Source organism: Companilactobacillus sp., assembly GCF_022484265.1.
In the GTDB taxonomy this organism is placed as follows: domain Bacteria; phylum Bacillota; class Bacilli; order Lactobacillales; family Lactobacillaceae; genus Companilactobacillus.
In genome coordinates, this window is sequence record NZ_JAKVLR010000001.1 from 1,698,563 (window position 1) to 1,724,735 (window position 26,173).

Below are 26,173 nucleotides of genomic sequence, written 5' to 3' on the forward strand. Positions count from 1 at the left end.
GCTGGTCTAGGTCTATTGAACGCATTAGCACTTCCATTCATCTTTGCACTTTCTGCACTTGGATTAGTTGCATTACTAGGATTGTTGTTATTGTCAATCAGACTTCCATTGATTGCATTAGCACTATTAGCATTACCAAGCTTCATTCCATTCTTTAACTTAATTATGGATACGATCTTCTTAGCACCATTAGTAACAATGGTTCTTTCAGTATTGAACTTATTTATTGGTTTACCACTAATGATGTTAATTGATACAATTATTGATTTAACTGTTCCATTCTTAGTATTCCTTGCTGGTTTACTACTTTTGGCACCAGTATTTGGACCATTGGCATTCTTGAATCCATTAACATGGATCAACTTGCCACTAGTAACATTAATTGGAACATACTTAACGAAGTTGGCCCTTAAACTTATTTCATTGCCAGTTATTTTCTTCTTCAACGGTTTGATTAGTTTAATTCCAGCAGCAATTGTCGCATTCTTCGTTGGATTGTTACGTGCATTGTTCGGCGGACTTCCATTCATGTTACTAGCACCATTATTCTTATTGCCAATTGTCCTTAACGGATTCTTGACAGCATTAGTACCAGGATTGAACTTATTCACAGTTCCTGCAGCATTGATAGCTGGTCTTATCGGCTTGCCACTTGCATTAGCTGGTCTATTGAATAATGTTCTTGGAAGATTGATTTGGAGAGTTCTTTCATTCGTAACAGCATACTTAGCATCAAACGTATTGAAAGACTTGTTAGCATTGATTGGCGTTCCATTAACGATCAACTTGTTAACACCACTTATCTTCATCAACAAATTCTTAACAACACAATTCTTGATTTTCCCAGCTCTATGGCTTGGATTACCATTGTTAGCACAATTGTTAACTTCTGGATTATTGTGGGGAATTACATTCATCAAAGGCTTTGCACAAGTTGCATTAGATCTATTCAACATTGGTGCAACACTTCTTACATTGCCACTATGGACTATCCTTCCTGGACTTAACTTATTAAGAAGATTGGCATTAGCATTTGTTGCTTTTGTAAGTCTTCCACTTAGATTACTAAAGAACATCTTACATTTCGTAAGAGCAATCGTTGAAATCGGTGCTATTTTGGCACTTCCATTACTAGTTGGTTTACCAGCATTCTTGCTTCTACTACCAATTACAACATTCAACTTCTTTGCATTGAAACTATTGAATGTCTTAATTCCATTACTATTATCATTGTTCAACGCTTTGGCATTGTCATTGATAGTTGCTGGAATCACATTCATCGCATTACTCGCAATTCACTTATTAAACAAATTCTTATCATTAGCTGCTAAGTTGTTGGCATTAGGTGCAATTACACTTCTAATTCTTGGTGCATTACCAATCTTATTAGGTGCAGCATTATTGAACTTCTTGTTATTAGCTGGCTTGAATGCATTTATTGGATTCAATGCATGGTTGATCACAACATTAATCAATAACTTATTAATCGGAGCATTACTATTAGGTCTTGCATTATTACCATTAGTAAGTCAATTGATCATCAACACAGTAGTTAAATGGACAATCAGAGCAGTCGTACACTTGATCAGATTCTTTGTAGGATTGTTCAGATTAGGTGCTAGATTAGTACTTCAATTCATTATTGGATTAACTAACTTAGTACTTGGAGTCGCAAAGGCTATCTCTGTAGTAGCTGCCGTAACAAACTTGTTATTAGCACCTATTTCATTATTAGTTCCTGTCGTCGGCCCAATCCTATTCTTATTACACTTATTAAGAGCTGGATTAGCAGGAATCAACTTCTTGATCCTACTACCACTCAAATTGTTAGCTGGTTTGATTAACTTCTTAACACTAGGCGGATTGTTATTATCAATTCCATACTGGTTATTCATCAGACCATTAACATCAGTATTATTAGCTATCGGTGCCGGAATCATCTCAGACATCGTTATGACATTATTGACATTGCCATTAGTATTATTTAATACATTGACATTGTTCAATCTTGTAGGAATTCCAGCCTTACTACTTAAAGCATTCAACAACTTAGTAGTATTGCCATTATTAATCAACGGAATCGGCTTATTATTAGCTCTTGGCTTACCACTAGCATTATTGCTTGGTGCATTAGGTCTATTGAATCTATTGGCATTAGGTCTATTAGGACTTAACTTCCCATTGATTGCATTGATCTTATTGTCATTGCCAAACTTGATTCCATTCTTAGACTTGATCATGGTAGCTATGAACCTCATCGGTTTAGCAAGCTTGCTTCTAAACGGATTGAAACTATTGTTATTACCAATCAAGATTCTAGGAGACTTGTTCAATGACTTCCTTATTCCAGCATTAGTAGCAGGATTAACATTCTTACTATTATTACCATTGCTTGGTGTAATCACATTCTTGAACCCACTAAGATGGTTGAACTTAGGTATCCTTTCAGCTATCGGAACATTCTTAGCAAAACTATTGTTAGGATTGCTCGCAATTCCATTTATCCTTGTTAAGAACTTATTAACAAGCTTGATCCCAGCTGTATTAGCAGGATTATTAGTAGGACTACTCAGAGCATTATTCGGTGGACTACCATTCTTACTATTAGCACTTGGATTGTTATTACCATTGATCCTTAATGGATTATTAACAGCCTTGATCCCTGGATTGAACTTATTAACAGTTCCACTAGGACTCTTAGCATTATTAGCAGGATTACCACTAGTAACATTAGGTATCCTAAATAACTTACTCAAACAACTTGTATGGACAGTCTTAGGAACAATCCTTACACAATTAGCTCTCAACTTAGCTAAAGACTTGTTAGACTTGCTTCTATGGTTACCATTACAATTATTACTTGCATTACCATTGTTCTTATTGAACTTAGCATTGAATGCATTATTATTAAGACCATTGTTGTTATTCGGACTACCATTGTTGGCAGCACTATTAACACAAATCGCCTTAACATTGTTCAATTTGATCAGAAGAGGTCTAGAATTAATCGCTGAATTGTTAACATTAGGAGCAACTCTTCTAACGTTGCCTCTATGGACAATTCTTCCAGGAATCAATTTCTTAAGAAGACTACTTAAGACCGCAATGATCTTTAGAATTCTAAGAAATATCCTTGTAGGATTACTTAAGATGGGTATCCTTATTGGACTTCCATTTCTAAATGGATTATTCGCAATTCCATTAGCACTCTTCAATGCTGTTGTTGCATTTATTTTGACCAAACTATTCTTTGCAGTACTCGCCGTTATCCTCGGTGCTGTATTTACAGCAATTGAAATGTTGCTATTGAAAGCATTACTATTGCCTTTGATCTTATTGAATAGTGCATTACTTGCATTAATCCCTTCATTGCTCAATGGTCTCATCGTAGGATTACTTAGATTATTCTTTGGTGGATTGCCATTCTTCACATTAGCTAGATTGTTTGTTATCGTTCCAATGATTTTAATTGGATTACTAACAGCATTAATTCCTGGCTTGAACCTATTGACACTTCCACTAGGATTATTGGCATTATTAGTATTATTGCCACTTTCAATCTTAGGTACAATTTGGAACATTTTGATTAGTCTACTTGCTGGTAATTGGGCAAGATTGATTAGTAAACTTCTACTCAATGCATTTAATGATATTGCCGCAGTCGAGTTAGCATTAGCTGGACTTCCAATTCTATTATTGCTTGCACCAATTATCCCATTAGTACTATTGATTCCTGCATTGATCATCATGCTTGGATCACTTCCATTTATTCTATTATCAATGCTATTGTTGCTACCAATTTCATTACCAATCTTAATCTTCAACTTATTGTTGATTCTTCCTGTATTGGTATTTGGACTTCCACAACTTTATACATTGTTATGGTTCTTCGGATCAGCATTCTTGGTTCTTACAACAGATCCATTGGAAGATTTGAAAGCATTCATCGTATTGATGTACACAATGGTTACAGAACCAGTACTATACTGGGCATTTAACCTAATCATGATTCCAATAACTATTGGAACATTTATCGGATCATTTACAAACTGGTTGAATCCACTCAACTGGCTAAACAAAGCAATTACTGCATTCGCATTATTTGCTGCTCCAATTGCTTCACTTCTAGCATTACTAAATATTGACTTATTAAGATTTGGAATTCTATTAACATCAATTCCACTATTAAGTATTCCAGCATTCATTGTATTAACAATTGCAAAACGCTTAATGTTATTACTTTCTGGAATCTTCTTCCTTAATTCGTTTATTGCATCAGCACCTGTTGTTATTGAACCATGGGTTGCATTGCTAATTATCTTCATTGATGACTTAGTAGGTGGTATCTTATCACTTGGTATCAGTGTTCCTGATGTACTTCTTACATGGGGTATGTTAGTTCCAGCTGTTGCATTCCCAGTATTCTTCGCCGTTGGTGGAGTTGGCTTGATGCTCAGTCTAGATAGTATTGCTGTTGCACTATTGTTGCCAATAATCACTATCGTATTGAACATTGGTCTTGTATTATCCGCTATTGCAAACCCAATAACAGCTCTAATTGCTATTAATCTATTTGCCACGATCGGATTAGCATCAATTGTTGCCGGACTTGCCGGAGCATTCATGTTAGCTTACGTATGGATGCCATTCGCATTTAACTTGCTACCATTCTTGCAATATCTAATCTTTGCAAATCCTGCATTCTATGCAATTATTGAAGGTTCACTTGTTCCTGCTATTGGTGCAATTGGACTAATCATTGGTGGTGTTATCTACTGGATCTTAGGTAACTTTGGTTCTGGTATGTTAACAGCTACATCATTCGGAATATTTGTTCACTTACTATTCCCATTAGTCTTAAACGTTGTATTCGGAATTGCTGAATTATTGTCAGTACTACCAGTATTATTACTAGTTCTTCCATTGGCATTGATTCAATCAACAATTCTTCTCGGATTAATTAATTTACCAATCATCATTTTCAACATTTTAAATGTATTACCTGTATTAGTTATTGGTGTTCCAGCATTAATTTCAATCTTCTGGTTGTTTGGTTCAGTATTCTTACAACTTCTTACAAACCCTGTTGAAGATATCAAAGCATTCTTTGTTCTCTTATACACAATGGTTGAAGAACCAGTATTCTACTGGGCATGGAATTACATTACAATTCCTATGACAATCGCAACATTCGTTGGAATGTTTACTAACTGGGTAAATCCATTTAACTGGTTAAACAAGGCAATCTCTGCCGTACCACTATTGGGTATTCCATTAGTATTAATCGGTTTGTTGTTAACAATTGATATTCTTAGAGTCATTTCACTCGTTGCTACTATTCCATTGTTGAATATTCCAACGTTGATCTTATTGACAATTGCTAAACTTACAACACTTACGTTCTTAACATTACTAGTATTGAACTCATTTGTAGCCACAGTACCAGTTGTATTAGAACCATGGGCAGCTCTAGTAATCATCTTTATCGATGATTTAGTCGGAGGTATTTTATCACTTGGTATCAGTGTTCCTGATGTTCTTCTTACATGGGGAATGATGATCATGGCGGTTGTTGCTCCAATTCTATTCGCTGTTCAAGGCTTAAACGCAATGTTGAGCTTAGATATTATTGCAGCACTCATCCTTATGCCTATCGTTGCAGTAAGTCTTAATTTAGGATTGTTATCAATGGCATTTACACATCCATTTGCAGTAATTATTGCTATCAATAATCTTGCAGCAATGGGTATCACATCATTGGTACTTCTTGTATTAGGAATCTTCATGTTGGCATATACATGGTTGCCAATAACATTTAATGATTTAGCATTCTTACAATTCTTTATCTTTGGTAATCCTGGATTCTATGCAATCATCATGGGATCACTAGTACCTGCAATTGGTGCTATCGGACTTATCATTGCTGGTGTATTATTCTGGATCTTTGGTAACTTTGGTTCAGGTTTGATTACAGCTAACTCATTTGCATTGTTCGTACACGTAATGTTCCCACTAGTATTCTCAATGCTCATCGGTGTTGCTGCACTTGCATCAGTATTACCAGTATTATTAGTTGCATTACCAGCAGCCTTAATTAAGACATTGTTGTTCTTTGCACTAATTAATATTCCTATTATCTTATTTAACCTTCTAATCCTTATTCCAGTTGCTCTTATTGGTACAGCATCATTAATTACCATCTTCTGGTTCTTTGGATCAGCATTCTTCCAACTACTAACAAATCCTCTTGAAGATTTGAAGACATTCATTGTTCTACTTTACACAATGGTTACAGAACCAGTATTCTACTGGGCATTTAACTTAATCACTGTTCCAATGACAATTTCTTCATTTATCGGAACATTTGTTAACTGGTTGAATCCATTTAATTGGTTAAACTTAGCAATTACTTCATTCGTAATCTTAGGATTACCTATTACTGATTTATTAATTATCCTTAATGTTGATATCTTGAGATTTGCAATCCTATTCACTTCATTGCCAATCTTCAGCATTCCTGCATTCTTTGTTCTTGGATTAGCCAAGAAGGAACTATTGTTAATGTTTGTCTTGTACTTCTTGAATTCATTCGTTGCATCAGTTCCAGTTGTTCTAGAACCTTGGGTTGCATTGTTAATCATCTTTATTGATGATCTTGTAGGTGGAATTCTTTCACTTGGTATCAGTGTTCCTGATGTTCTTGTAACTTGGGTAATGTTAATTCCTGCAATTACATTCCCTGTAATCTTCGCTGTTGTTGGTGTTGGACTTATGCTCAGTCTTGATGCATTTGTTACTGCACTTGCATATCCAATCCTAATTACAACATTGAATATCGGACTTGTATTATCAGTTCTTTCAAATCCATTGGTTGCATTATTGGGAATCAACGCATTTGCTACGATCGGTCTCGTATCAATCGTGCTTGGTGTACTTGGAATCTTCATGTTAGCTTACACATGGATGCCAGCTTCATTTAACTTATTAGCATTCTTACAATATCTAATCTTTGCTAACCCTGGTTTCTATGCAATTATTGAAGGTTCGCTTGTACCAGCTATTGGTGCTATTGGACTAATCATCGGTGGTGTTATCTACTGGATCTTTGGTAACTTTGGTTCCGGATTAATCACTGCTAACTCATTTGCACTATTTGTCCACACAATGTTCCCATTGGTACTCAATACATTACTTGGTGTTGCAGAGCTATTATCAATACTTCCTGTATTGTTACTCGCATTGCCAGTTGCATTGATTCAAGCAGCATTATTATTAGGATTATTCGCATTACCAGTTGTCATCTTTAATGTACTTAACTTGTTACCTGCATTAATCGTTGGTCTATCTTCATTGATCATCATCAATTGGTTCTTCGGATCAGTTGCTTTCCAACTATTAACAAATCCTATCGAAGATCTTAAGACATTCATTGTTCTCCTATATACAATGGTTACAGAACCAGTATTCTACTGGGCATTCATTTGGATTACATTACCAATGACAATCGGTGCCTTCTTAGGTGCATTCGTTAACTGGTTGAATCCATTGAATTGGATCTTCAAAGCAATTTCTGCATTTACAATCATTGGCATTCCAATCACAGTATTGTTGTCAATTCTTGATATCGATATTATTAGAGTCCTAGCATTGCTTACAACTCTTCCAATCGTTGGTATCCCAGTTGCTGCATTACTTGGAATTGCTAAACTATTATTATTGAACTTAATCAATATTTACTTCTTGAATTCATTTATTGCATCTCTACCTGTTGTAATCGAACCTTGGGTTGCTCTATTGATCATCTTTATTGATGATTTGGTAGGTGGAATCTTATCACTTGGTATTAGTGTTCCAGATATTCTATTAACATGGGGCATGTTAATTCCAGCAATCGCATTCCCAGTATTGTTCGTTGTATTAGGCTTAACAATTATGTTATCTCTTGATGCAGTCGTAACATTACTTGCAATTCCATTGATTGCACCATTGATTAATATTTCATTATTAATCTTGGCACTTGGTTTCAACCCATTACTTGCATTAATCGGAGTAAATCTATTTACTACAATCGGTATCACTTCAATTGTGTTAGCAATAGCAGGTCTATTCACTCTTGCTTACACATGGATGCCATTCTCATTTAACGCATTAGCATTCCTTGTTTACTTCATCTTTGTAAACCCAGGATTCTATGCAATTATCCAAGGATCATTAGTTCCAGCCATCGGTGCTATCGGACTAATAATCGGAGGTGTCCTTCACTGGATCATTGGTAACTTTGGTACAGGATTGATTACTGCTAACTCATTTGCAATCTTTGCACATGTTGCATTTACTGCTGTTCTTTCATTAGCTATTGGTGTTATTGAATTAATCTCAGTATTGCCAGTCGCATTGATCGCATTGCCATTAGCAATCATTCAAAGCTTGTTGTTACTCGGTTTGTTCGCATTGCCAGTTGTATTATTCAACTTAGCAATCTTCTTGCCAGCATTGATCATCGGTGCCGCAGGTATGTTGGCTGCATTCTGGTTCTTCGGATCAGCATTCTTCCAGCTATTAACAAATCCTATTCAAGATTTGAAAGCACTTGTTGTATTAGTTTACACAATGATCACTGAACCAATATTCTATTGGGGCTTCCAATTCATTACGATTCCAATGACATTTGGAGCATTTATTGGAACATTCCTCAATTGGGTAAATCCATTGAATTATATCTTCAAAGCAATTTCTGCATTTGCCATTCTTGGTACACCAATTGTTGAATTGAATTCATTCTTAGCACTTGAACTTCTAAGATTTGGTTCATTGTTAACATTATTACCAATCTTTGGTATTCCAGCATTCCTTGGCTTGACTATCGCTAAACGCATGTTGGTAAGATTGCTTGTATTATTTGTACTAAACACATTCCTTGCAACAGTTCCAGTTGTCTTAGAACCATGGGTTGCATTACTAATTATCGTCATTGACGATGTTGTTGGTGGAATTCTATCACTTGGTATTAGTGTTCCAGACATCTTGCTTACATGGGGTATGTTGATCCCTGCAATTGCATTCCCAGTATTATTCGCTGTACAAGGCGTCGGAATCATGCTCGGATTTGATATCATTGATATCTTAATCTTTGCTCCATTAATTCTAATACCTATGATTTTCGGATTGTTTAATGCAATCCTTGCAAATCCATTACTTGCAATAATTACTAAACTATTCTTTGACTTCCAAGGAATCGTTTCAATTGGTCTATTGTTAGCTGGTATCTTTACACTTTCATATATCTGGCTACCAATGACATTTAATGGTTTAGCATTTGCAATTTACTTCATCTTTGGAAACCCAGGATTCTATGCAATTATTCAAGGATCCTTAGTTCCAGCAATTGGTGCAATTGGTTTGATCATCGCTGGTATCCTACACTGGGTAATTGGTAACTTCGGTACAGGATTAGTTACAGCTAACTCATTTGCATTGTTCGTACACTTGATGTTCCCACTTGTCCTAACAACAGTTATCGGCATTTTGGAATTAGTATCATCACTTGCACTTTCAATCTTTGCACCATTGCTTCCATTGATTGCACTTGGAGTACTTGGACTAGTTGTACTTCCATTAGTTCTAAGTATCTACGCTGCATTTAAGGCATTCCAGACATTATTGATTTTGATTTCATTGGCACCATTCTTGATTCCATTAGTTGGATTAACATTGGGTCTATTGGCTCCAATCTTCCCACTATTGTTATTGATTTTGATCCCATTGCAATTATTGTTTGATGTCGGCGTTTGGTTATTATTCAGAGGCTTGAATAACCTATTATCATTATTGAACGGATTGATTAAACAAATTGTTGTTAATACAATTGGATCATTCATTCCAACATTATTGATGAAACTAGCATTGTTGAATTCATTGATGCTACATCTATTTGCCGGATTGATGAACTTGATCCCTGGACTATTACATAAATTGTTCACAATTCCACTATGGTTATTAAGCGGATTAAGATTCTTAACAAGTCTATTGACAGTTCCAGTCTTATTATTAGACATGCTAAACAACTTTATCGCTAGCCTAGTTTGGAACTTCATTACAAGTCTTGCTTCATTCTTAATCAAGAACTTGATTTGGATCAAACTCTTTAAGCTTTTGAACAAATTAGTTGGTTTATTATTAAGACCAATCTTACTAGTTATCAATATTGCAATTCCATTGCTTGCTTTGCCTATCATTAAGTTCATCAAAGCTTTAAGAAATGCAATTATAGCAGGATTATTATCATTCTTAATTCCATTTATCGGTGCTTTCTTAATTATTCCAACAGCAATTCTTGATGGATTAAGATTCATAATTGACGATGTAATCTTAGGATTGTTATTACTACCTGGACTAATTCCATTTAGAAATCTCTTATTAGATGCATTGTTCTTAATTCCAGCACTATTGAACTTTATAGCTCTCAACAACTTATTGAGAACGCCATTGAAGTGGATCCACGACTTGTTCTGGCAATTAGCATTACCATTAGCTGTATTAGCCATAACATTCGCAATCTTGATTCCATTCTTCGGATTGATCTCATTATTGAATCCACTTAAGTGGCTCAGAATGGCATTGTTATCAGCATTGACAACATTTAATGTTCAGTTGTTGACAACCTTGATCGTATTGCCATTGAAACTATTGAATAATAAGCTATTGAGCTTATTACCAGCATTATTGAACGGCTTACTATTAGGCTTCTTGAGAAATATCTTAGGTGGATTGCCACTAGATGTTCTTGGATTATTAGCATTACCATTGCTTAATATCCTTGGATTGATTGGTACATTAACACCAGGATTGAGATTATTAGGATTACCATTATTACTACTAACTCAATTACTTGGATTGCCACTATTATTAGATTCATTGAGAAACTTAATTGCACCACTTCTTTGGGGCTTATTAGCAGGATTGTTAACATATCCACTTGTAAAACTAGCTAAGAATGTAATTGATATTGCATTGTTGCCATTACTTGGATTGTTATCGACATTGCCAATCTTCCTATTGAAGTTATTCAATAAAGCATTTGTATTACGTCCATTGTTATTATTCGGCTTACCATTGTTAGCTCAATTATTAACAGGATTAGCATTACCACTATTCAACTTGATCAGAAGAGCTATCAAGCTTGGCTTGAACTTGTTGAAGGGTGCAATCGCATTATTGACAATGCCATTGTGGCTTGGACTTCCAGCCTTGAATCTATTGAGAGAAGCATTAATCTTACCAGTATTGTTATTAACATTACTCAGAGGATTAAGAAATATCTTCCGTCTACTTGGATTCCCATTGTTGTTATTAGCTCTACCATTATTGGCCGGCTTAGCAACATTGCTTCTAGGACTTCCATTGATCACATTGCTCAACATGTTATTATCAATGCCATTATTAGCATTGCTTCTACCATTGTTAGCAGCATTACCAATCTTGCCAATCAAGATCTTATTAGATCTATTGTTATTACCACTTGTATTATTAGGTAACAAACTTCTAGGATTGCCAGCAGCACTTCTAGCAGGATTATTACTACCATTACTATTGGGCAGAATGATCAGACACTTGATCAAGTTGCCATTAGACCTTCTTAAGTTAGCCGGTTTGGTATTGTTCAACTTATTGTTGCCATTCATTCCATTCCTCAACTTATTGACACCATTACTATGGCCATTAGGATTACTCCTACAACCATTAGCATTGGCAGATGTATTAAGAGATCTTCTTGGAAACTTACCATTCGATCTATTGAACTTGTTATTGATCCTTCCATTAGCACAAATCTTGAGTACACTTGCAATGTTAATTCCTGGATTAGGATTGCTTCTAATTCCATTCTTATTACCATTGAAACTATTCAACAGATTTATCGCTATCCCATTAGCATTAGTAAGAACATTAGGTGACTTAGCTAAAGCATTATTGCTTGGCTTACCACTAGCATTGTTAGGTACATTATTGGCATTCCCATTAATCAACCTATTGAACGACATCTTGAGCTTGGCATTATTACCATTACTCACAGGTCTTCTAACATTGCCATTGTTCTTATTGAACCTTGGACTATTAACATTATTGACATTCCCAATTGCCAAGGGTGTATTACCATTCTTGATCGCAAACGGATTGTCAGCATTAGTCGCAAACTTCTTACCAGTATTAGCTGGCTTACTATTGAACCCAGTTATCGTATTGGCAAACGGAATCAGATTGCTCAAGGATCTTATCAAGACAATCAATAAGTTCATCTTATTAGGACTTCTTGCATTGCCAGGATTGATCCCATTCAGAAACTTGATATTAAACGGATTATTCTTAATCCCAGCATTGATCAATGGATTATCATTATTGAATTTATTGAGCTTGCCATTCAAGTTCTTGAGAGACTTATTGAAGAACAATATCCTTCCATTGTTAGTAGCAGGATTAACAAATCTATTGTTATTACCAATCTTTGGACCATTGCAATTCCTTAACCCAATCAACTGGATCTTAGTACCAGCATTAGCAGCATTGAGAACATTTAATACTAAGTTATTAGCTAAATTGTTCTTAGTACCTGGATTGATCTTATTAAACTTATTAACAAGCTTGATTCCAGCTACATTAGCTGCAATCGTTGTACCATTGCTCAGAAGCCTATTAGGTGGCTTACCTCTAGACATTCTCGGATTGCTTGGCTTACCATTGCTCAACTTAGCAGCATTGATTGGTTCATTTATTCCAGGAATCAGATTGTTAGCTCTACCATTGTTGTTATTAACTCAATTACTAGGACTACCATTATTACTAGACACATTAAGAAACTTGATCGCACCACTTCTATGGGGCAACTTAGCAGGATTGTTGACATACCCAATCGCAAACTTAGTTAAAGATGCATTAGCACTTCTAGGATTGCCATTGTTAGACTTGTTAACATTCTTACCAAGATTTGGCTTCAAGCTATTACGCAACGTATTATTAGGTAACTTGTTGCATCTAGGATTGCCATTACTTGCACAAGCATTGACATTCTTAGCACTAGTACCATTGAACTTATTAAGAGCTGGATTGAAGTTGTTGAGAAACATCTTGCCATTAGCACTTGCCTTATTGACAATGCCATTATGGTTCAACTTGCCATTACTCAACATCATCAGAAGAGTAGCCTTCTGGTTACTACTTGGATTAGAGTTATTGACTCTACCATTCAAGCTATTGAGAAATATCTTGAGAACATTTGTCGGCTTACCATTATTGATGTTAGGTCTTCCATTGTTAGCAGGATTGCTCAACTTCTTGTTCATCTTGCCACTTGTAACACTTGCATCAATGTTGTTAGCATTGCCATTACCATTGACATTGTTATTACCATTGCTCGCATTATTAGGCAACTTGCCAATCAAGCTATTAACAGATCTATTATTATTACCATTGATGTTCTTGACCAACGGATTGCTTGCATTACCATTAGCAGGAATCTTAGGCAATATCTTGCCATTAGTATTAGGAGCATTGAACGGATTGATCAAATTGCCATTCGATCTACTTGGTTTGTTAGGTCTACCATTGTTGTTAGGTCTTCTAGACTTAGGTAAATTGATTGCATTATTCAACCCATTACTATGGCCATTACTACCAATTCTCAACATCCTCAGAAATGTATTGAGAATGATGATTCCATTCAAGTTGGCAGACTTCTTGAAGGATATCCTCGGACCATTGTCAGCATTGCCAATCGACAACTTATTGGCATTAGCAATTCCAGCACTTGGATTATTAACATTGTTAACAATGCTTAACCCAATCTTCTGGCCATTGCTTCCAGTATTATTGCCATTAGCATTGACACTTGGTTTAGTAGGAACACCAATCGCATTATTCAGAGTTCTAAAAGACTTATTGAAACTCGCACTTCCTGTATTGGCAACAATGTTATTGTTCCCAATCATTCATACAGGAATGAACATTCTCGGATTATTGGCATTGCCATTAATCAGTGGATTGTTAACATTACCATTGTTCTTATTGAACTTAGGTCTTAAGACCTTGATCACGTTACCAATCGTTAAAGGATTATTGCCATTCTTGATCAATCTTGGCATCGTGTTAGCCCTCGCTAACATTCCAGCCTTGATCATGTTGCCAGTAATTGTATTGCGTAATTTGGTCAAAGGATTGAGATTAATAGGCGACGCATTAGCAATTCTCTTGGCATTACCAGGAGTACTCAAAGACATATTTGATTTAGTAATCCTCCCTCTAAAGATCCTGATCAAACCTCTATTAGTACTCGGTTTACCATTGATTGCAAATGTATTGACATTCTTAGCATTGACACCATTGATGTTATTGAATAACTTGTTAGCACATCTAATCAAATTGCCATTGCTTGGCTTAATAGGATTAGGCAACGCATTACTACCATTGTTAGTACCATTATTGTTCATGAATATGTTGGTTCGTCCGTTAATTACTCTTGGACTAATGTTACTCAATGGAGTGGTCTTACCAGGACTATTGAAACTAGCATTAGCAATTCCATTAATCGGATTGTTAGCATTACCATTCATTATCAGCTTGCTTGGATTACCATTGTTCTTATTGAGCTTACCAATTCCATTATTCAATATGGGACTACAACTACTCAGCTTAGGCATGATTATTCCAGGATTAGCAATGACGATCATGGGCGTGGTAGCATTACCATTTGGATTGAGCGGATTGCTTGGCGGTGGAACTGGAACACCAGGTACAACAGTACCAGGCATACCAGGAACACCGGGCGATAACGGAAACTTGGTTCCAGAACAACCAGGTATCAACGTACTTCGTCGTATCCCATCAGTTGGATTCTGGGTACACAACGACCCATTAGTATTATCACAATATTAATGAAGTGAGTTGTACGTGGAAGAAAACCACAGCAAGTTAGGTCATGTTTAGGAATTGAGTTTAGGAATTGGTGTGGAAGCCAGCCTAGATTCAAACCCAGCGGATGGAAACATCTGATTCTTAAAATGGCAAATAACTTCAAATAAATTGATACTTAGGATTCATCAAGTCGCATACCAACAAGGATTCAAAGATCATTGATAAATATGCGAAATGTAAATAGCCACAAAAAATAGTCATCCGAAAGGGTGGCTATTTTTTTGTCATTAAAATGTAATATTTCGGTTGAGTGCTTATAAACTATAGCAAGTGATTTTCTGTAAACACTTGTAAATCTCTACACCATGGTATTTTGGGGGCATCAGCGTTGTGAAAATAAGCGAAAAATAGTATCGAGAATTGTACCTGAGATTATTTAAATATGATTTTTTTTAACATCAATTTAGTAAAAAAATAATACCGTGATATAATCTATATGACTCGGGAGGTGATACTATTGGATAGTTTTACTGATTTATTCTTGTCTAAATCTGAGGTAGAAAAGATTCAGTTATTCAATAAAATAAAGTTAATACGTACGGACCAGTTAGCTAGTGCCAATTTGATCGAAACTTATCGTCAAAGACACATAACTGTTAAAGATATCAACTTGCGTAAAGCTGCATATCAAATGAACAAAAGTTACGGAAGTGTCTACAATACCTTTTTAGGTATTCAAGACGACTTCAAAGAAATACTCAAAAAAGATGACTATAAGATCGAAGAAATGTTTGCCGTATCGAGGGACGGCTACCACGCATTTTTAACAACTAGATCAGATGGTTATCGTTTTTTGGATGCAATTGTGAAAGGGAAAGAAAGTTCCTTTAGACAATTCTATACAGACTTAAATACTAGTAAAGCGACTGTTCTAAGACACTTGAAACCGGTAAGGGGATACCTCAAGCGTTTTGGCGTTAGAATCGCTTATGAACCAATGCGCTTTGTCGGAAACGAAGAATCGATTCGTTTGGCAATTGCTGCTTTGTATTGGAATGCTACTAGGGGATACGTTTGGCCTTTTGAGTTGTACTCAAAGGAAACAGCCTTCAGAGTTGTTAATATTGCATTAGAGAAATATCGTTTGCAACCTATTAATACCATTACAAAATTGTTTTATGCTTACGTTGTCATGGCACATTCTTACCGTATTCTGGGCGGTAACCATATGCAAAACATCGAAGCTTTGAGTGTTATTAATTATCCATTCCCTAATATTTTTGAGGGAACAACGCCATTGTTTGAAGAATCAAATAATGATTCTGCACAAGTTCAAGAGTTGAGAAAGTCGATCGAATCGATCAGCTATGAAGAGCAAATGTTCCAATCTGCTGATTTTTACATTCTATTGATGTGTGTTTCAACTACGTTTGAAGTTTCAGAAGAATATCTTCAAACAGTTTCAAGACAACTCGTTAAATATAATCCGCTTTTTGCCAACTTTATAGACGATTTCTTGGACCTTATTCCTTATGACGTGGAACAGACTGTTTCTGATTTTGCGTTGTCACACAAGGAATTTATGCGTTATAAGTACAATCTAACTACTTGTATCATTGGTGTACTTGCTTTGGACCAAAACTTTATCGAGATGCTTAACTTATTCTCTGGTTTTGGCGATGCCATGAGTAGCTTGACTGACGAAAACTTGAAGACAAAAATTGGATCAACAGTTCAACATTTAATGAGACGTGACAAGTACAGTTCATTGAAAGGTAAGTCAAAACTTATCTCTGATGCACTTTATGCAATTGCATATCGTTTCTTCTCACTTTACAATGAATCGATCCAAGTCCACGTATATTTGGAATTGGAGTCATTCTTCTTGGTATATTCTGACTTAGCTATTACTTTGGAAGCTTTGCCATATGTATCGATCGTAAGCGATTCTAAGGACGCTGATATCGTGGTTACTGCTAATAGCTCCAACTTGCCTGAAGATGAAGTCAAAGACGACGTCTGCGTTTATCGCTGGATGTACAATGGGGTCGACGGTCAGATGGGTGGACTGCTCAACCTTATTTACAAGATTTGGACTGATGAAAAGGTTGCTGGAACTAAGACAATTAATTAGTTGAATTTTTTAAAAAAATAGATTAGTATTACTGTATGCGATGAGTCGAGAGACGACGAATTTGGTCGTCACTTGAGGTAGGATATCAAGAACCACTCACCGGATATTTGTGAGCGATATCTTCAGCGGTTGTGTGAACCAACTTAGCTGATTACTCAATTGAGTACTACCAAAGAAGCCATGGTTTGATGACCATGGCTTTTTTTCTGGAAAAAATAGGGACGGGAAGTGAAAAAATGCGATCACAAAAATTATGGTTATTGACCTTAAATGCGACCTTTAATATGGTAATGGGATTTATTTTGCCTGTGAATATGATTTTTATTAAGCAGAACCTGCATCAGACTCAAAATATGGCGGGATTTGCGCTTATGGTGTATTCGGCGTTAATGATGGTAGGAAATTACTTAGGTGGAATATTATTCGATAAGCTGTCTAAGAAATGGACGCTTCAAATCGGCTATATTATTGCGGTTATCTCGCTTTTAGGGATGACGTTCCATCATGTTTGGCCTAGCTACTTGTTCATGCTGGTTATGCTTGGATTTGGAATGGGCATCTCCTACACTGCTATCAATGGCTATACTGCCTTCGTGGCTGAAGAAACTATTGGGGACAGCCGAGTGTTGTTCAATAATATGTATTTAGCAGCCAACTTGGGGATTGCTGTCGGGTCAACGGCAGTAGGATTTATATTTGAGTGGAGCATCTTTTTCACATTCTTTATCCCAGTAATCTTTTTTGTATTATGCTTGTTGATCGTGTTCTTTAAAGCTTCGGTGCTTGATGCTACTAATGAAGCAGCCGAGAAGACTCACGAGTACAAGATGGACTCTGAAGAAGTTGATCCAAAGGTTGCCATTGGCGAAAAGCGTTTCCGTTTGAACTTGATCATCTTGAGTTTAGGCGTGTTCATCATGTGGATGGGCTACACGCAGTGGGACAGCAATATGTCGCTGTACATGCTAGGCAACGGCTTCTCCAAGAAAGAATATAGTATCGTCTTTACGATCAATGCGGCGTCACTGTTGCTGATCCAGCCTGTGATGAACCGGATCATGTCCAAGATCTTCAAACTGTTAAAAAATCAAATCTTGGTCGGAATTGTGATCATGGGTCTGTCATTCTTACTACTTCCGGGAGCTAATCAGTACTGGATGTTCGTTGTCAGCATGTTGATCCTGACAGTCGGCGAATCAATGGTCTTCCCAACGATCCCGGCTTTATTGAACAAAATGTCGACTAATCAAAATCGTGGGAACTTGCAAAGTTTATACACGATCATGGGTTCTTTAGGTCGAGCTGTCGGGCCATATGCCGGTAGTTTGATTGTTACGGCTCTATCTTTTGCCAATTTATTTTATGGTATTACCGCAGCGATGATATTAGTTGCGGTATCATTAAAGGGTGTCAAAGAATTAGAAATCTGAGGTTAAATTATGACAATAGCTATTATCATTATTATAGTGTTGCTGCTGATAGTTCTAATTTTGAACGCTCTTTTTTTATATTTACAAAAAAGAAATAGCAATGCGCTAGGTTCAGATGCTCCAGCGGTGACTCGAGATCCGGGATTAGATGAAGCTACCACAGCCTATTTGAAGCAGCCCCGTGAGGAGTGGACAATTACTTCAAATAGTAATAAGTTATATGGATGGTTCGTTAAATCGAAATCACCCTCAGATGTCACGGTGATCGTGGTGCATGGCTTTGCAGTCGACCACAAATCATTGGACATCCACGCTCAGCTTTTTAATACGCTTGGTTACAACGTTTTGCAGATCGACAATCAGGCTGCAGGTAAGAGCGAAGGTAAGTATCAAGGCTTTGGATATCTGGAAAGTATCGACCTTGAGGCTTGGATCAATGAGCTTTTAAAAAGGCGACCTAACGATGAAATTGTTTTGTTTGGCGCTTCAATGGGAGCGGCTACGGTAATGATGACGGCTGGCAAGAAATTGCCTGACAATGTCAAAGCGGTCATTGAGGACTCTGGCTATACTTCAATGGAAGATGTAGTCAACTTCCACTTTAAGCAACGCTATAAGTTCTCAGGACGATTCGTCTTGAAGATGATCTCATTAGTAGCCAAAGTCAGATCCGGCTTTTTCTACGGTCAGGCTGATTGTACTAAGGCTTTACAAAACTGCCACTTACCGATTTTATTCATGCATGGGCAGGCTGATGAAGCGGTGCCTTATTATATGAGGGATGAATTGACCAAATACGGTGATTTTCCGAAGGAGACCTACGCTAAAGACAGCGGCGTCCACATACGTAGTTACTACGTTGATTCGAAGAATTATCAGGCTAAAGTTGCGGACTTTTTGAAAAAGTATCTCTAGGAGTTAATTATGAAAATTACGATGAATGAATTTAAAGAACGAATTGAAAATGGCGACTTCAAACAAACTAGTTTGGACATTAGTAAGGATGACTTGTTGCAAGAAGACCTCTGGTCGATCAACAAAGCTAGCGAGCAGTTGAAGACTGACCTTGCTGCCGGCAAGCTTTCGCAAACTATGATCCACGTGGTTGACGCAGAGTTTCCAATTGACTTTTATCTCGAATCTGACATTATCAACTTGCCATTTGATGATGCTAAAAAAGTTATTCACTTTTTTGAAGATGGTCAAGAGGTTGAGACAAAAGTTTATCTCTCAACTCGTTGCGACTACTTGAACGCATCAAAATTCCACATCGACCTTATCTCTGATGGGGATGTCACTGATGCTCAAGCTAAGAATGCGATGGCAATCATGCGTGCAAACTATGAGACATCGCTAGAAATGTTCAACAAGAAAGATGAAGCAGAAAAAGAGGCTAAGTAAATGAATACTTCGATGATCATCTTCATCGTTATCGGTTTATTTGCTGGAACTCTTGGGGCAGTTTTAGGTATTGGTGGCGGTATGATCATCACGCCGATCCTAACCGTAATGATGGGATTAGATATTAAATATGCGATTGGAGCTAGTATCATCTCGGTTATTGCTACTAGTTCAGGGGCCACTATTGCCTATTTGAAGGATGATATGCTGAACCTTCGTGTGGCGATGTTTTTGGAAATTGCGACAACTGTCGGTGCAATCATGGGTGCTCTGCTAGTCGGAGCCTTCTCAAGTACCTTCTTGTTCGTCTTATTCGGCTTTTTCCTACTGTATTCTACTTATAATATGGTTCGTAAACTCTTCAGTAAGAAGGGTGAGGCAGTTTATACGGAACAAGGTCCAACCGTTCAAAAATTACGCTTGGCTGATAGTTACTACGATAAGGCTGAGAAAAAACAAGTTGATTATTCAATGAAAAATATCCCTGGTGGATTCATCATGATGTGGGCTGCTGGTTTGGCCAGTGGTTTGCTCGGTATTGGTAGTGGTGCCTTCAAGGTTATCGCTATGGATACAATCATGAAGATGCCACTTAAACCATCAAGTGCAACTTCAAACTTGATGATGGGAGTTACTGCGGCTGCCAGTGCGACTGTCTACTTTTTCAACGGGTCGATTCGTCCGGATATTGCCGGACCGTTGGCGATTGGAGTTTTAGTCGGCGCCACGATTGGTGCGCGTTTGATGCAAGTGTTGAAACCAAGACTGATCAGAATGATTTTCGTCCCAATTATTTTTTACATGGGATTGCAAATGGTTCTTAAAGGATTTGGGGTGAACATCTAATGAAAAAAGAAGAAATGCGCGATGTTGAACTCATAATCGGAAAAATTTTACGAGTCGGAGTTATCGTTTCGGCAGCGGTCATCATCTTAGGCGTAGTCTTGTATTTCATTAACGGTGGAACAGGCTATGCGGACGGCGAGTGGCCACGAAGATTTGGAATGATCTTTTCCGGTATAGCTCACGGCAAGTCATACGCTGTGATCATGTTAGGCATCTTCTTGTTGATCCTAACGCCCGTTTTGCGAGTCGTCGTATCAATTTATGCGTTCGCAAAAGAACACGACAGACTGTACGTATACATCACCACAGCAGTGTTGATCATTTTGATCATCGCAATGGTGTTTGGATATAATGGATAAACAAATTATTATTTTAAAGAATTAAGGGATGCTCGTTTTCCGATGAGTGACGGGTGTTTATCAAAACATAGAATATTACTCGAATGAATGGAATATTTTAGAAACGCAAAAAGGTTGAACTTTAATTAGTTCAACCTTTTTTGTGTGATTTTTTGGTTAGTTGTTAAACTATTTCCACATCGTCAGGGCTTACCCAAGAATATAAATAAGTTGATGGGTCATTGATTAAATACATATAGTGATCAGTTACAGAATCATAATATAGTGAGCCTGTAAGATTTGTACGATCGCCATATTGGTTGGCAATAAGTCCGACTGTTCCATCAAATTCAGTTCCTGCCATGATTGCATGTTTGGTTCTTAAGTTTACACTGTCAGACACACGATGCGCATTTACATAAACATCAGTCCCATATTTTGTATGAACCGAAGTCCTATAAGTGTCTGGAAAATTTGTTGCTGCGTTTGAAACTGAAGTTGATAAAGTGCCTCCAGCTAGTAATAAAGCAAAACTTGTGACTACTGCTATGATTGATTTTTTCATAATTAATTTCATCCTTAGTTTAAAATTGAATTTAGATAACTTTTACTGAGTTTGGATTTACCCAAGATTGCCAATATGTTGATGGGTCGTTGATAAGATATCTGAAAGTATTTGTAGTTGCATCATAATATAATGATCCTTTTAGGCTTGCACCAGAACCATATGTGTTAGCAATCAAATTTCCGCTACCATCATATGAAGCCCATCCCCAAGTGGATACCTGAGAAGTAACTCTTAATGAGACGTCTTTTGCTATTAGTTGTGGATGTATCTTGGTGGCTGGAGCATTTTCATGATAAATATATGTTTCCACGGTGTCAGGTGCTGCAGTAGATGCACTTGCAACGGAAGCAGTTAATGAACTGCCAGCTAGTAATAAAGTAAAACTTGTTATTGCTATTGCGATTGTTTTTTTCATTTCTGTAAATCCCCTTCGTTTGTTTATGATTTCATCATATGAGTTTTGACTTAAAATCCTAGATTCAAACATGTTACATTGGGAGATTTGTCCGCTATAACGCATAAAAATATTTATATTAAGTCCTTTTTTCAATCAGTTAAGACGGTTATAATTCAGTTATACAGGGGATGCTTATGAAAAAAATTAAATTAGTGACACTTGCAGCTGCATTGTTGATATCTGTTTCGACTTTTTCAAGTGTTGGTACAGTCTTTGCTGCTTCAACTAACAATAAAAATCAGACTACAAAGGTAGGGAAGTCATCGATTCCCACTAAATATTTGAACGAAATGTTAACGGGATTAAAATCACGTTCAACGACACTTAACATCTTCATTGAGCCTAATAACCCGATTGGAATTCAACAGGATATCAAATGGGCAGTTAATGACTGGTCGAAATCAACTGACAAAGTAAAGTTTAAGATTGTTAATGATCGTAATATCGCTAATGTAAGATTTACTACTGGTCAAATTTCTCAATTACGTGTTGCCATGACTTTTAAAGATCAATCTACGACGGGGAATCAAACCTATATTGATCGAGCAACGATTAAAATCGATCCTGCTAATTTTGATAAAACTAAAATTTCCAATGGGGGAATCCGTGTAGCCGAACATGAACTCGGCCATGCAATGGGATTAGCCGATATTCACGATACTAATCTCAAATATTCAACTATTATGTGGTACTTGGATCCTAATACTGGAATTACTCAGTATGATAGGGATGCTATCAGATATTTATACCAAATCAAATAAGTATTAAATAAGCTGTGCGTATGAAATAAAAATTTAAAAGTCCAATTTTTGTGTTGCACTTCATTCCTCACTGTATTTATGGCTCTCCTTTATTATTTTGAATTTATAAAAAGGATACTGTTTATAGAAGCTGAATCATACGGCGAATATGATATAAAATTTTATATATCATGATTGAAATTTGGAAGTAACACTTTAGAACCCTTGTGAAATATGTAATTCATTGATATATTAATAACGTGATTTATATATATTAAATATTTTGTTAAAAATGTTAAAATTGAAGGATAAATTGCCGTTACACCTGACGAGTTCAGATCACAAGCAACACAATATACAAAGGGCGCAGATAACGTAGATAGCGTATTGAGCGACTTGAAGAGTATGCAAGAACAAATTAGATCAGAGTGGAAAGGTAACGCTTTCGATAAATACGATAGTAAATTCCAAGAACTTTCTGGTAAAGTACAAGAATTCTCACAATTATTGAGAGAAATCAAATCACAACTTGATAAGTCAGCACAAGGAATGGAAGATGCCGATAACCAAATTGGTCAATCTTGGAGCTAAAGAAATAAAAACGACCTCTTTATTTTCCGAAATAAAGAGGTCAATTTTTTTGTTAGGGGGTAATGTATATGGGCGCAGTAGGAACATCAATGGAAGCACAACAGATTGCAGCCTTAGAAACGGCCGTCAAAGTAATGCAAGCAGCCAAACCAGGATTAAGTGCTGTTGGAACAACATTACTACAAGATAAGTCTTCAGTTTTCGATTCAGAGTGGAGTGGCGACACAAGAAATAAATTTGATCAACGTATAGACAAAGCGATAGCTGACAATAAAAAAGATAAATCAAGAAACAGTAAGAATATAGCTGTGTCAAAGGCAAGAATAGCCAAATTAAAGGCTAAGGAGGCGTCTGACCTCGCTAAGGCAGCCACATTAGTGATATGACAAAGATATCTATCGATCCATCAGCGTTTCAAAACAGTATTTCAAGTGCTAAAGGTTCAGTAAGTAGTCTTCAAGGCAATAAGTTAACAGCAACGGATCTTAATGGAACTACCTTGAATCCATTTGTTCAATTGATCCAAGTAGAGAAAGAAATAGATTCAAAAATAAGTGTTTATGTGAATGTCGCTCAAAATGATACGAATCAGTTTGACATAACACAACAGAAAGTTTTGGAAGCTGACAACATAATTAGCGGTGGTTTCAATAATATGTAGTTAAGGAGGGAAACTTATGGGGAAATTAGATTCGATCAGTCGTAATGTGTTGAGTGGATTGGCAGATCCAATGAATACACATCAATCATCTAGTGGTACGTTTTCTTCAGGATCATCTTCGGTAGGATCCGCATCATTTCCAGCCGGTGGCGGCTTGCCAATGATAAATGTTGCTAATCTTATTTCAACAAATAATATGTTGAAGAGTCAATCCAATGCAATGAAAAACGCACTCGGTGAAACGGGGCAGAAAATGAATTCCGTTCCTGATGCCAATGGCTTTTCTGGGAATATGCAAAAGCAAATGAAAGGCTATACTGAGGAGACACATATTGGAGATACTCAAAAGTTATCCAGTAATCTGGATGTCTTAACAGCGGAGTTTGATTCACTTTTGAGTGTCTTCAAAGGTGTTGATGGAAGTGACAGTGCAATAATCAAGAATTCACTACTTGAAGATCTGATCGGACAATTATCAGGAGTACCTTCACAGAATGATTCAGCGGTATCAGCAGCTAATAAAGGTGCCAAGATGGCTGAGAATGCGTTTGCCGAAGTAACAATGCTAAGCAAAAGTACTAGTACGGCGATCAATGATACAAAGAAACATGTGATTAAAGTAAAAGAACAAATGGAAGAATTCAATGGACTTGGAGTCAATTTGAATCCAACACAGATATCTAATGACTGGAAGAACGTGCATGTATCGATCACAGTTAACCAGATGAAGAACAAGAAGAGTAAGAAGGTCAAACTTAATGGTAAGTCTAAGACCAATAAATCAAATAGTAAAAAGAAAGATAAACGTACTGTTATCCAAAGAGGTCTGGATGATTATTTGAAAAAAATGGATGTTACTCGAACTAAAAAAGAAAAGAAGATAATAATAAAACAAATTAGAATTGCGATGAAGGGTAAAAATATTAAGGGAAAGAAGTTAACAAGTCTGATCCAAAATACGTATGATAAATGGGCAAATTCAATCCTTATTAATAAAAGAAATAAGGCAGTTTATGATGGTATTGCCGACGATTTTTTCATTAAAGCTGCAGGAAAGATGGTTTCAACTTTCAAGAATCCTAAATCTGGATCGGGATTTGAGAATGTAATGACGGCAATAAAAACGTCAAAAGAAACACTAGATATGTACAATGATAATAGACAATATTTTAGTCCTCAAAGGTCGGCATGGAGAACAACAGATGCAACAATAATTGCGGCATATGGTGCACCGGTGGCAACGGCAATAGGAACAAGATTTCATATACCAATTACAACTGGTGCCGCAGCTGTTGTTGGTTTAGAGAACATGTCTGACAATAAGGATGTCGAACCAGGAACATACGTTTCGGGTAAAAAGGCATATATTCAAACAATGAAGACATATAATGAGCAAGTTGAACACATGTATCCAAATATGGAGGGGAACACTAAGTGATAAACAGTAAAATTATTCAAGAAGATTTATCAGATAGACACTGGATAATGCCGTTTCCTAAGATATTTAGGATTGATGATGATTTATATATTGTGGATTTTTTATCAAATTGGAAAACTTATTTTTTTCCATTTTTTGTTTGGCACATGAATAGTTTTAAGTGTACAAAAGTTTCGTTAACGGATAATCCAAATTTTATTATACAGTTTGGAAAAGCCAATCAAAAATATATGCCTGTGCTTACCATATTTTATTATATTTGTCAGTTTATGGTTTTACGAATGATTGGTCAATTTGGATATGCAATATCAATAGATGGAGAGGAACAAACTTATTGGGTTCCGTTTGTCTTGATTATTATTGGAATACCTCTGTTTTCAGTGACAAACAAGATATTTATATCATTATTGTCTTACTTTTGGGGAGTGAAAAAGGTTGGAGAAACTATAAGAATCAAACTCAAACCGATAAACTACACTATTGCTAATCCAATAAATGTAGCACTTGGAACTTTGATTATGACTGGGACAGTGTATTATTTGATGATGTCAAATGGAGCAGGAACGGATACACTTTTATACATTTTATCTGCATTGATTATTTCATCTGGTTGTATACTTGTTGATGTGCATTCCAATACCGTCAGTATTCAAGAAATTAATTAAGGC

At 36.5% G+C, this 26,173-nt stretch carries 15 protein-coding genes; 13 read left to right on the forward strand and 2 right to left on the reverse strand.

All coding sequences use genetic code 11. From position 1 onward, the window contains the following. Window positions 1-15: 15 nt before the first annotated feature. The 7 genes from LKF16_RS08175 (at window position 16) to LKF16_RS08205 (ending at window position 21,071) form a co-directional block, all read left to right on the forward strand. Window positions 16-14,922, forward strand: a complete 14,907-nt coding sequence (locus LKF16_RS08175) for a hypothetical protein (protein ID WP_291470389.1) — start codon at window positions 16-18, stop codon at window positions 14,920-14,922. Between the two features lie 496 nt (window positions 14,923-15,418). Then, window positions 15,419-17,035, forward strand: coding sequence for a helix-turn-helix domain-containing protein (locus LKF16_RS08180; protein ID WP_291470390.1), 1,617 nt, complete (start codon window positions 15,419-15,421; stop codon window positions 17,033-17,035). A gap of 236 nt (window positions 17,036-17,271) precedes the next feature. Then, window positions 17,272-18,465: an MFS transporter gene (locus LKF16_RS08185; protein ID WP_291470392.1), complete on the forward strand. Its 1,194-nt coding sequence runs from the start codon at window positions 17,272-17,274 to the stop codon at window positions 18,463-18,465. A 9-nt stretch (window positions 18,466-18,474) separates the two neighbouring features. Further along, a complete protein-coding gene (locus LKF16_RS08190; protein ID WP_291470394.1) occupies window positions 18,475-19,380 on the forward strand; it encodes an alpha/beta hydrolase in 906 nt (301 codons plus the stop codon). 9 nt (window positions 19,381-19,389) lie between these two features. Beyond that, window positions 19,390-19,866, forward strand: a complete 477-nt coding sequence (locus LKF16_RS08195) for a hypothetical protein (protein ID WP_291470396.1) — start codon at window positions 19,390-19,392, stop codon at window positions 19,864-19,866. Further along, window positions 19,867-20,712, forward strand: a complete 846-nt coding sequence (locus tag LKF16_RS08200; protein ID WP_291470398.1) for a sulfite exporter TauE/SafE family protein — start codon at window positions 19,867-19,869, stop codon at window positions 20,710-20,712. It begins immediately after the preceding gene. Beyond that, complete coding sequence (locus LKF16_RS08205; protein WP_291470401.1) at window positions 20,712-21,071, forward strand: DUF1634 domain-containing protein; 360 nt, start codon at window positions 20,712-20,714, stop codon at window positions 21,069-21,071. Before LKF16_RS08200 ends, LKF16_RS08205 begins: the two co-directional genes overlap by 1 nt. A 163-nt stretch (window positions 21,072-21,234) precedes the next feature. Here the strand turns inward: LKF16_RS08205 and LKF16_RS08210 are convergent, their stop codons facing one another. Further along, window positions 21,235-21,615 (reverse strand): hypothetical protein, encoded by a 381-nt coding sequence (locus LKF16_RS08210; protein ID WP_291470404.1) that lies wholly within the window; start codon window positions 21,613-21,615, stop codon window positions 21,235-21,237. Between the two features lie 31 nt (window positions 21,616-21,646). Further along, entirely contained in the window at window positions 21,647-22,033 is a 387-nt protein-coding gene (locus LKF16_RS08215) for a hypothetical protein (RefSeq protein WP_291470406.1), read from the reverse strand. A gap of 176 nt (window positions 22,034-22,209) precedes the next feature. Here LKF16_RS08215 and LKF16_RS08220 point away from each other — a divergent pair, with 176 nt between their 5' ends. The 6 genes from LKF16_RS08220 to LKF16_RS08245 all read left to right on the forward strand — a co-directional run bounded on the left by LKF16_RS08220 (window position 22,210) and on the right by LKF16_RS08245 (window position 26,170). After that, window positions 22,210-22,836 carry a matrixin family metalloprotease gene (locus tag LKF16_RS08220; protein WP_291470408.1) on the forward strand — a complete coding sequence of 209 codons (627 nt, stop codon included), beginning with the start codon at window positions 22,210-22,212 and terminating at the stop codon, window positions 22,834-22,836. A 291-nt stretch (window positions 22,837-23,127) separates the two neighbouring features. Next, window positions 23,128-23,406: a WXG100 family type VII secretion target gene (locus LKF16_RS08225; protein ID WP_291471068.1), complete on the forward strand. Its 279-nt coding sequence runs from the start codon at window positions 23,128-23,130 to the stop codon at window positions 23,404-23,406. Between the two features lie 68 nt (window positions 23,407-23,474). Further along, window positions 23,475-23,792 carry a hypothetical protein gene (locus LKF16_RS08230; RefSeq protein ID WP_291470410.1) on the forward strand — a complete coding sequence of 106 codons (318 nt, stop codon included), beginning with the start codon at window positions 23,475-23,477 and terminating at the stop codon, window positions 23,790-23,792. Next, a complete protein-coding gene (locus LKF16_RS08235; protein WP_291470411.1) occupies window positions 23,789-24,067 on the forward strand; it encodes a hypothetical protein in 279 nt (92 codons plus the stop codon). The genes LKF16_RS08230 and LKF16_RS08235 overlap by 4 nt, the downstream gene beginning before the upstream one ends. A 16-nt stretch (window positions 24,068-24,083) precedes the next feature. Further along, the gene (locus tag LKF16_RS08240) at window positions 24,084-25,505 is read left to right on the forward strand and encodes a hypothetical protein (RefSeq protein ID WP_291470413.1); all 1,422 of its coding nucleotides are present in this window, start codon (window positions 24,084-24,086) and stop codon (window positions 25,503-25,505) included. Beyond that, window positions 25,502-26,170: a hypothetical protein gene (locus LKF16_RS08245; protein WP_291470415.1), complete on the forward strand. Its 669-nt coding sequence runs from the start codon at window positions 25,502-25,504 to the stop codon at window positions 26,168-26,170. The genes LKF16_RS08240 and LKF16_RS08245 overlap by 4 nt, the downstream gene beginning before the upstream one ends. Window positions 26,171-26,173 lie beyond the last annotated feature (3 nt).

What these genes read in the sequence shown, in the direction of transcription:
- LKF16_RS08210 (WP_291470404.1), bottom strand. Translation starts at nt 21,615, where the DNA reads ATGAAAAAATCAATCATAGCAGTAGTCACAAGTTTTGCTTTATTACTA.
- LKF16_RS08195 (WP_291470396.1), top strand. Translation starts at nt 19,390, where the DNA reads ATGAAAATTACGATGAATGAATTTAAAGAACGAATTGAAAATGGCGAC.
- LKF16_RS08240 (WP_291470413.1), top strand. Translation starts at nt 24,084, where the DNA reads ATGGGGAAATTAGATTCGATCAGTCGTAATGTGTTGAGTGGATTGGCA.
- LKF16_RS08205 (WP_291470401.1), top strand. Translation starts at nt 20,712, where the DNA reads ATGAAAAAAGAAGAAATGCGCGATGTTGAACTCATAATCGGAAAAATT.
- LKF16_RS08235 (WP_291470411.1), top strand. Translation starts at nt 23,789, where the DNA reads ATGACAAAGATATCTATCGATCCATCAGCGTTTCAAAACAGTATTTCA.
- LKF16_RS08190 (WP_291470394.1), top strand. Translation starts at nt 18,475, where the DNA reads ATGACAATAGCTATTATCATTATTATAGTGTTGCTGCTGATAGTTCTA.
- LKF16_RS08220 (WP_291470408.1), top strand. Translation starts at nt 22,210, where the DNA reads ATGAAAAAAATTAAATTAGTGACACTTGCAGCTGCATTGTTGATATCT.
- LKF16_RS08185 (WP_291470392.1), top strand. Translation starts at nt 17,272, where the DNA reads ATGCGATCACAAAAATTATGGTTATTGACCTTAAATGCGACCTTTAAT.
- LKF16_RS08200 (WP_291470398.1), top strand. Translation starts at nt 19,867, where the DNA reads ATGAATACTTCGATGATCATCTTCATCGTTATCGGTTTATTTGCTGGA.
- LKF16_RS08215 (WP_291470406.1), bottom strand. Translation starts at nt 22,033, where the DNA reads ATGAAAAAAACAATCGCAATAGCAATAACAAGTTTTACTTTATTACTA.
- LKF16_RS08230 (WP_291470410.1), top strand. Translation starts at nt 23,475, where the DNA reads ATGGGCGCAGTAGGAACATCAATGGAAGCACAACAGATTGCAGCCTTA.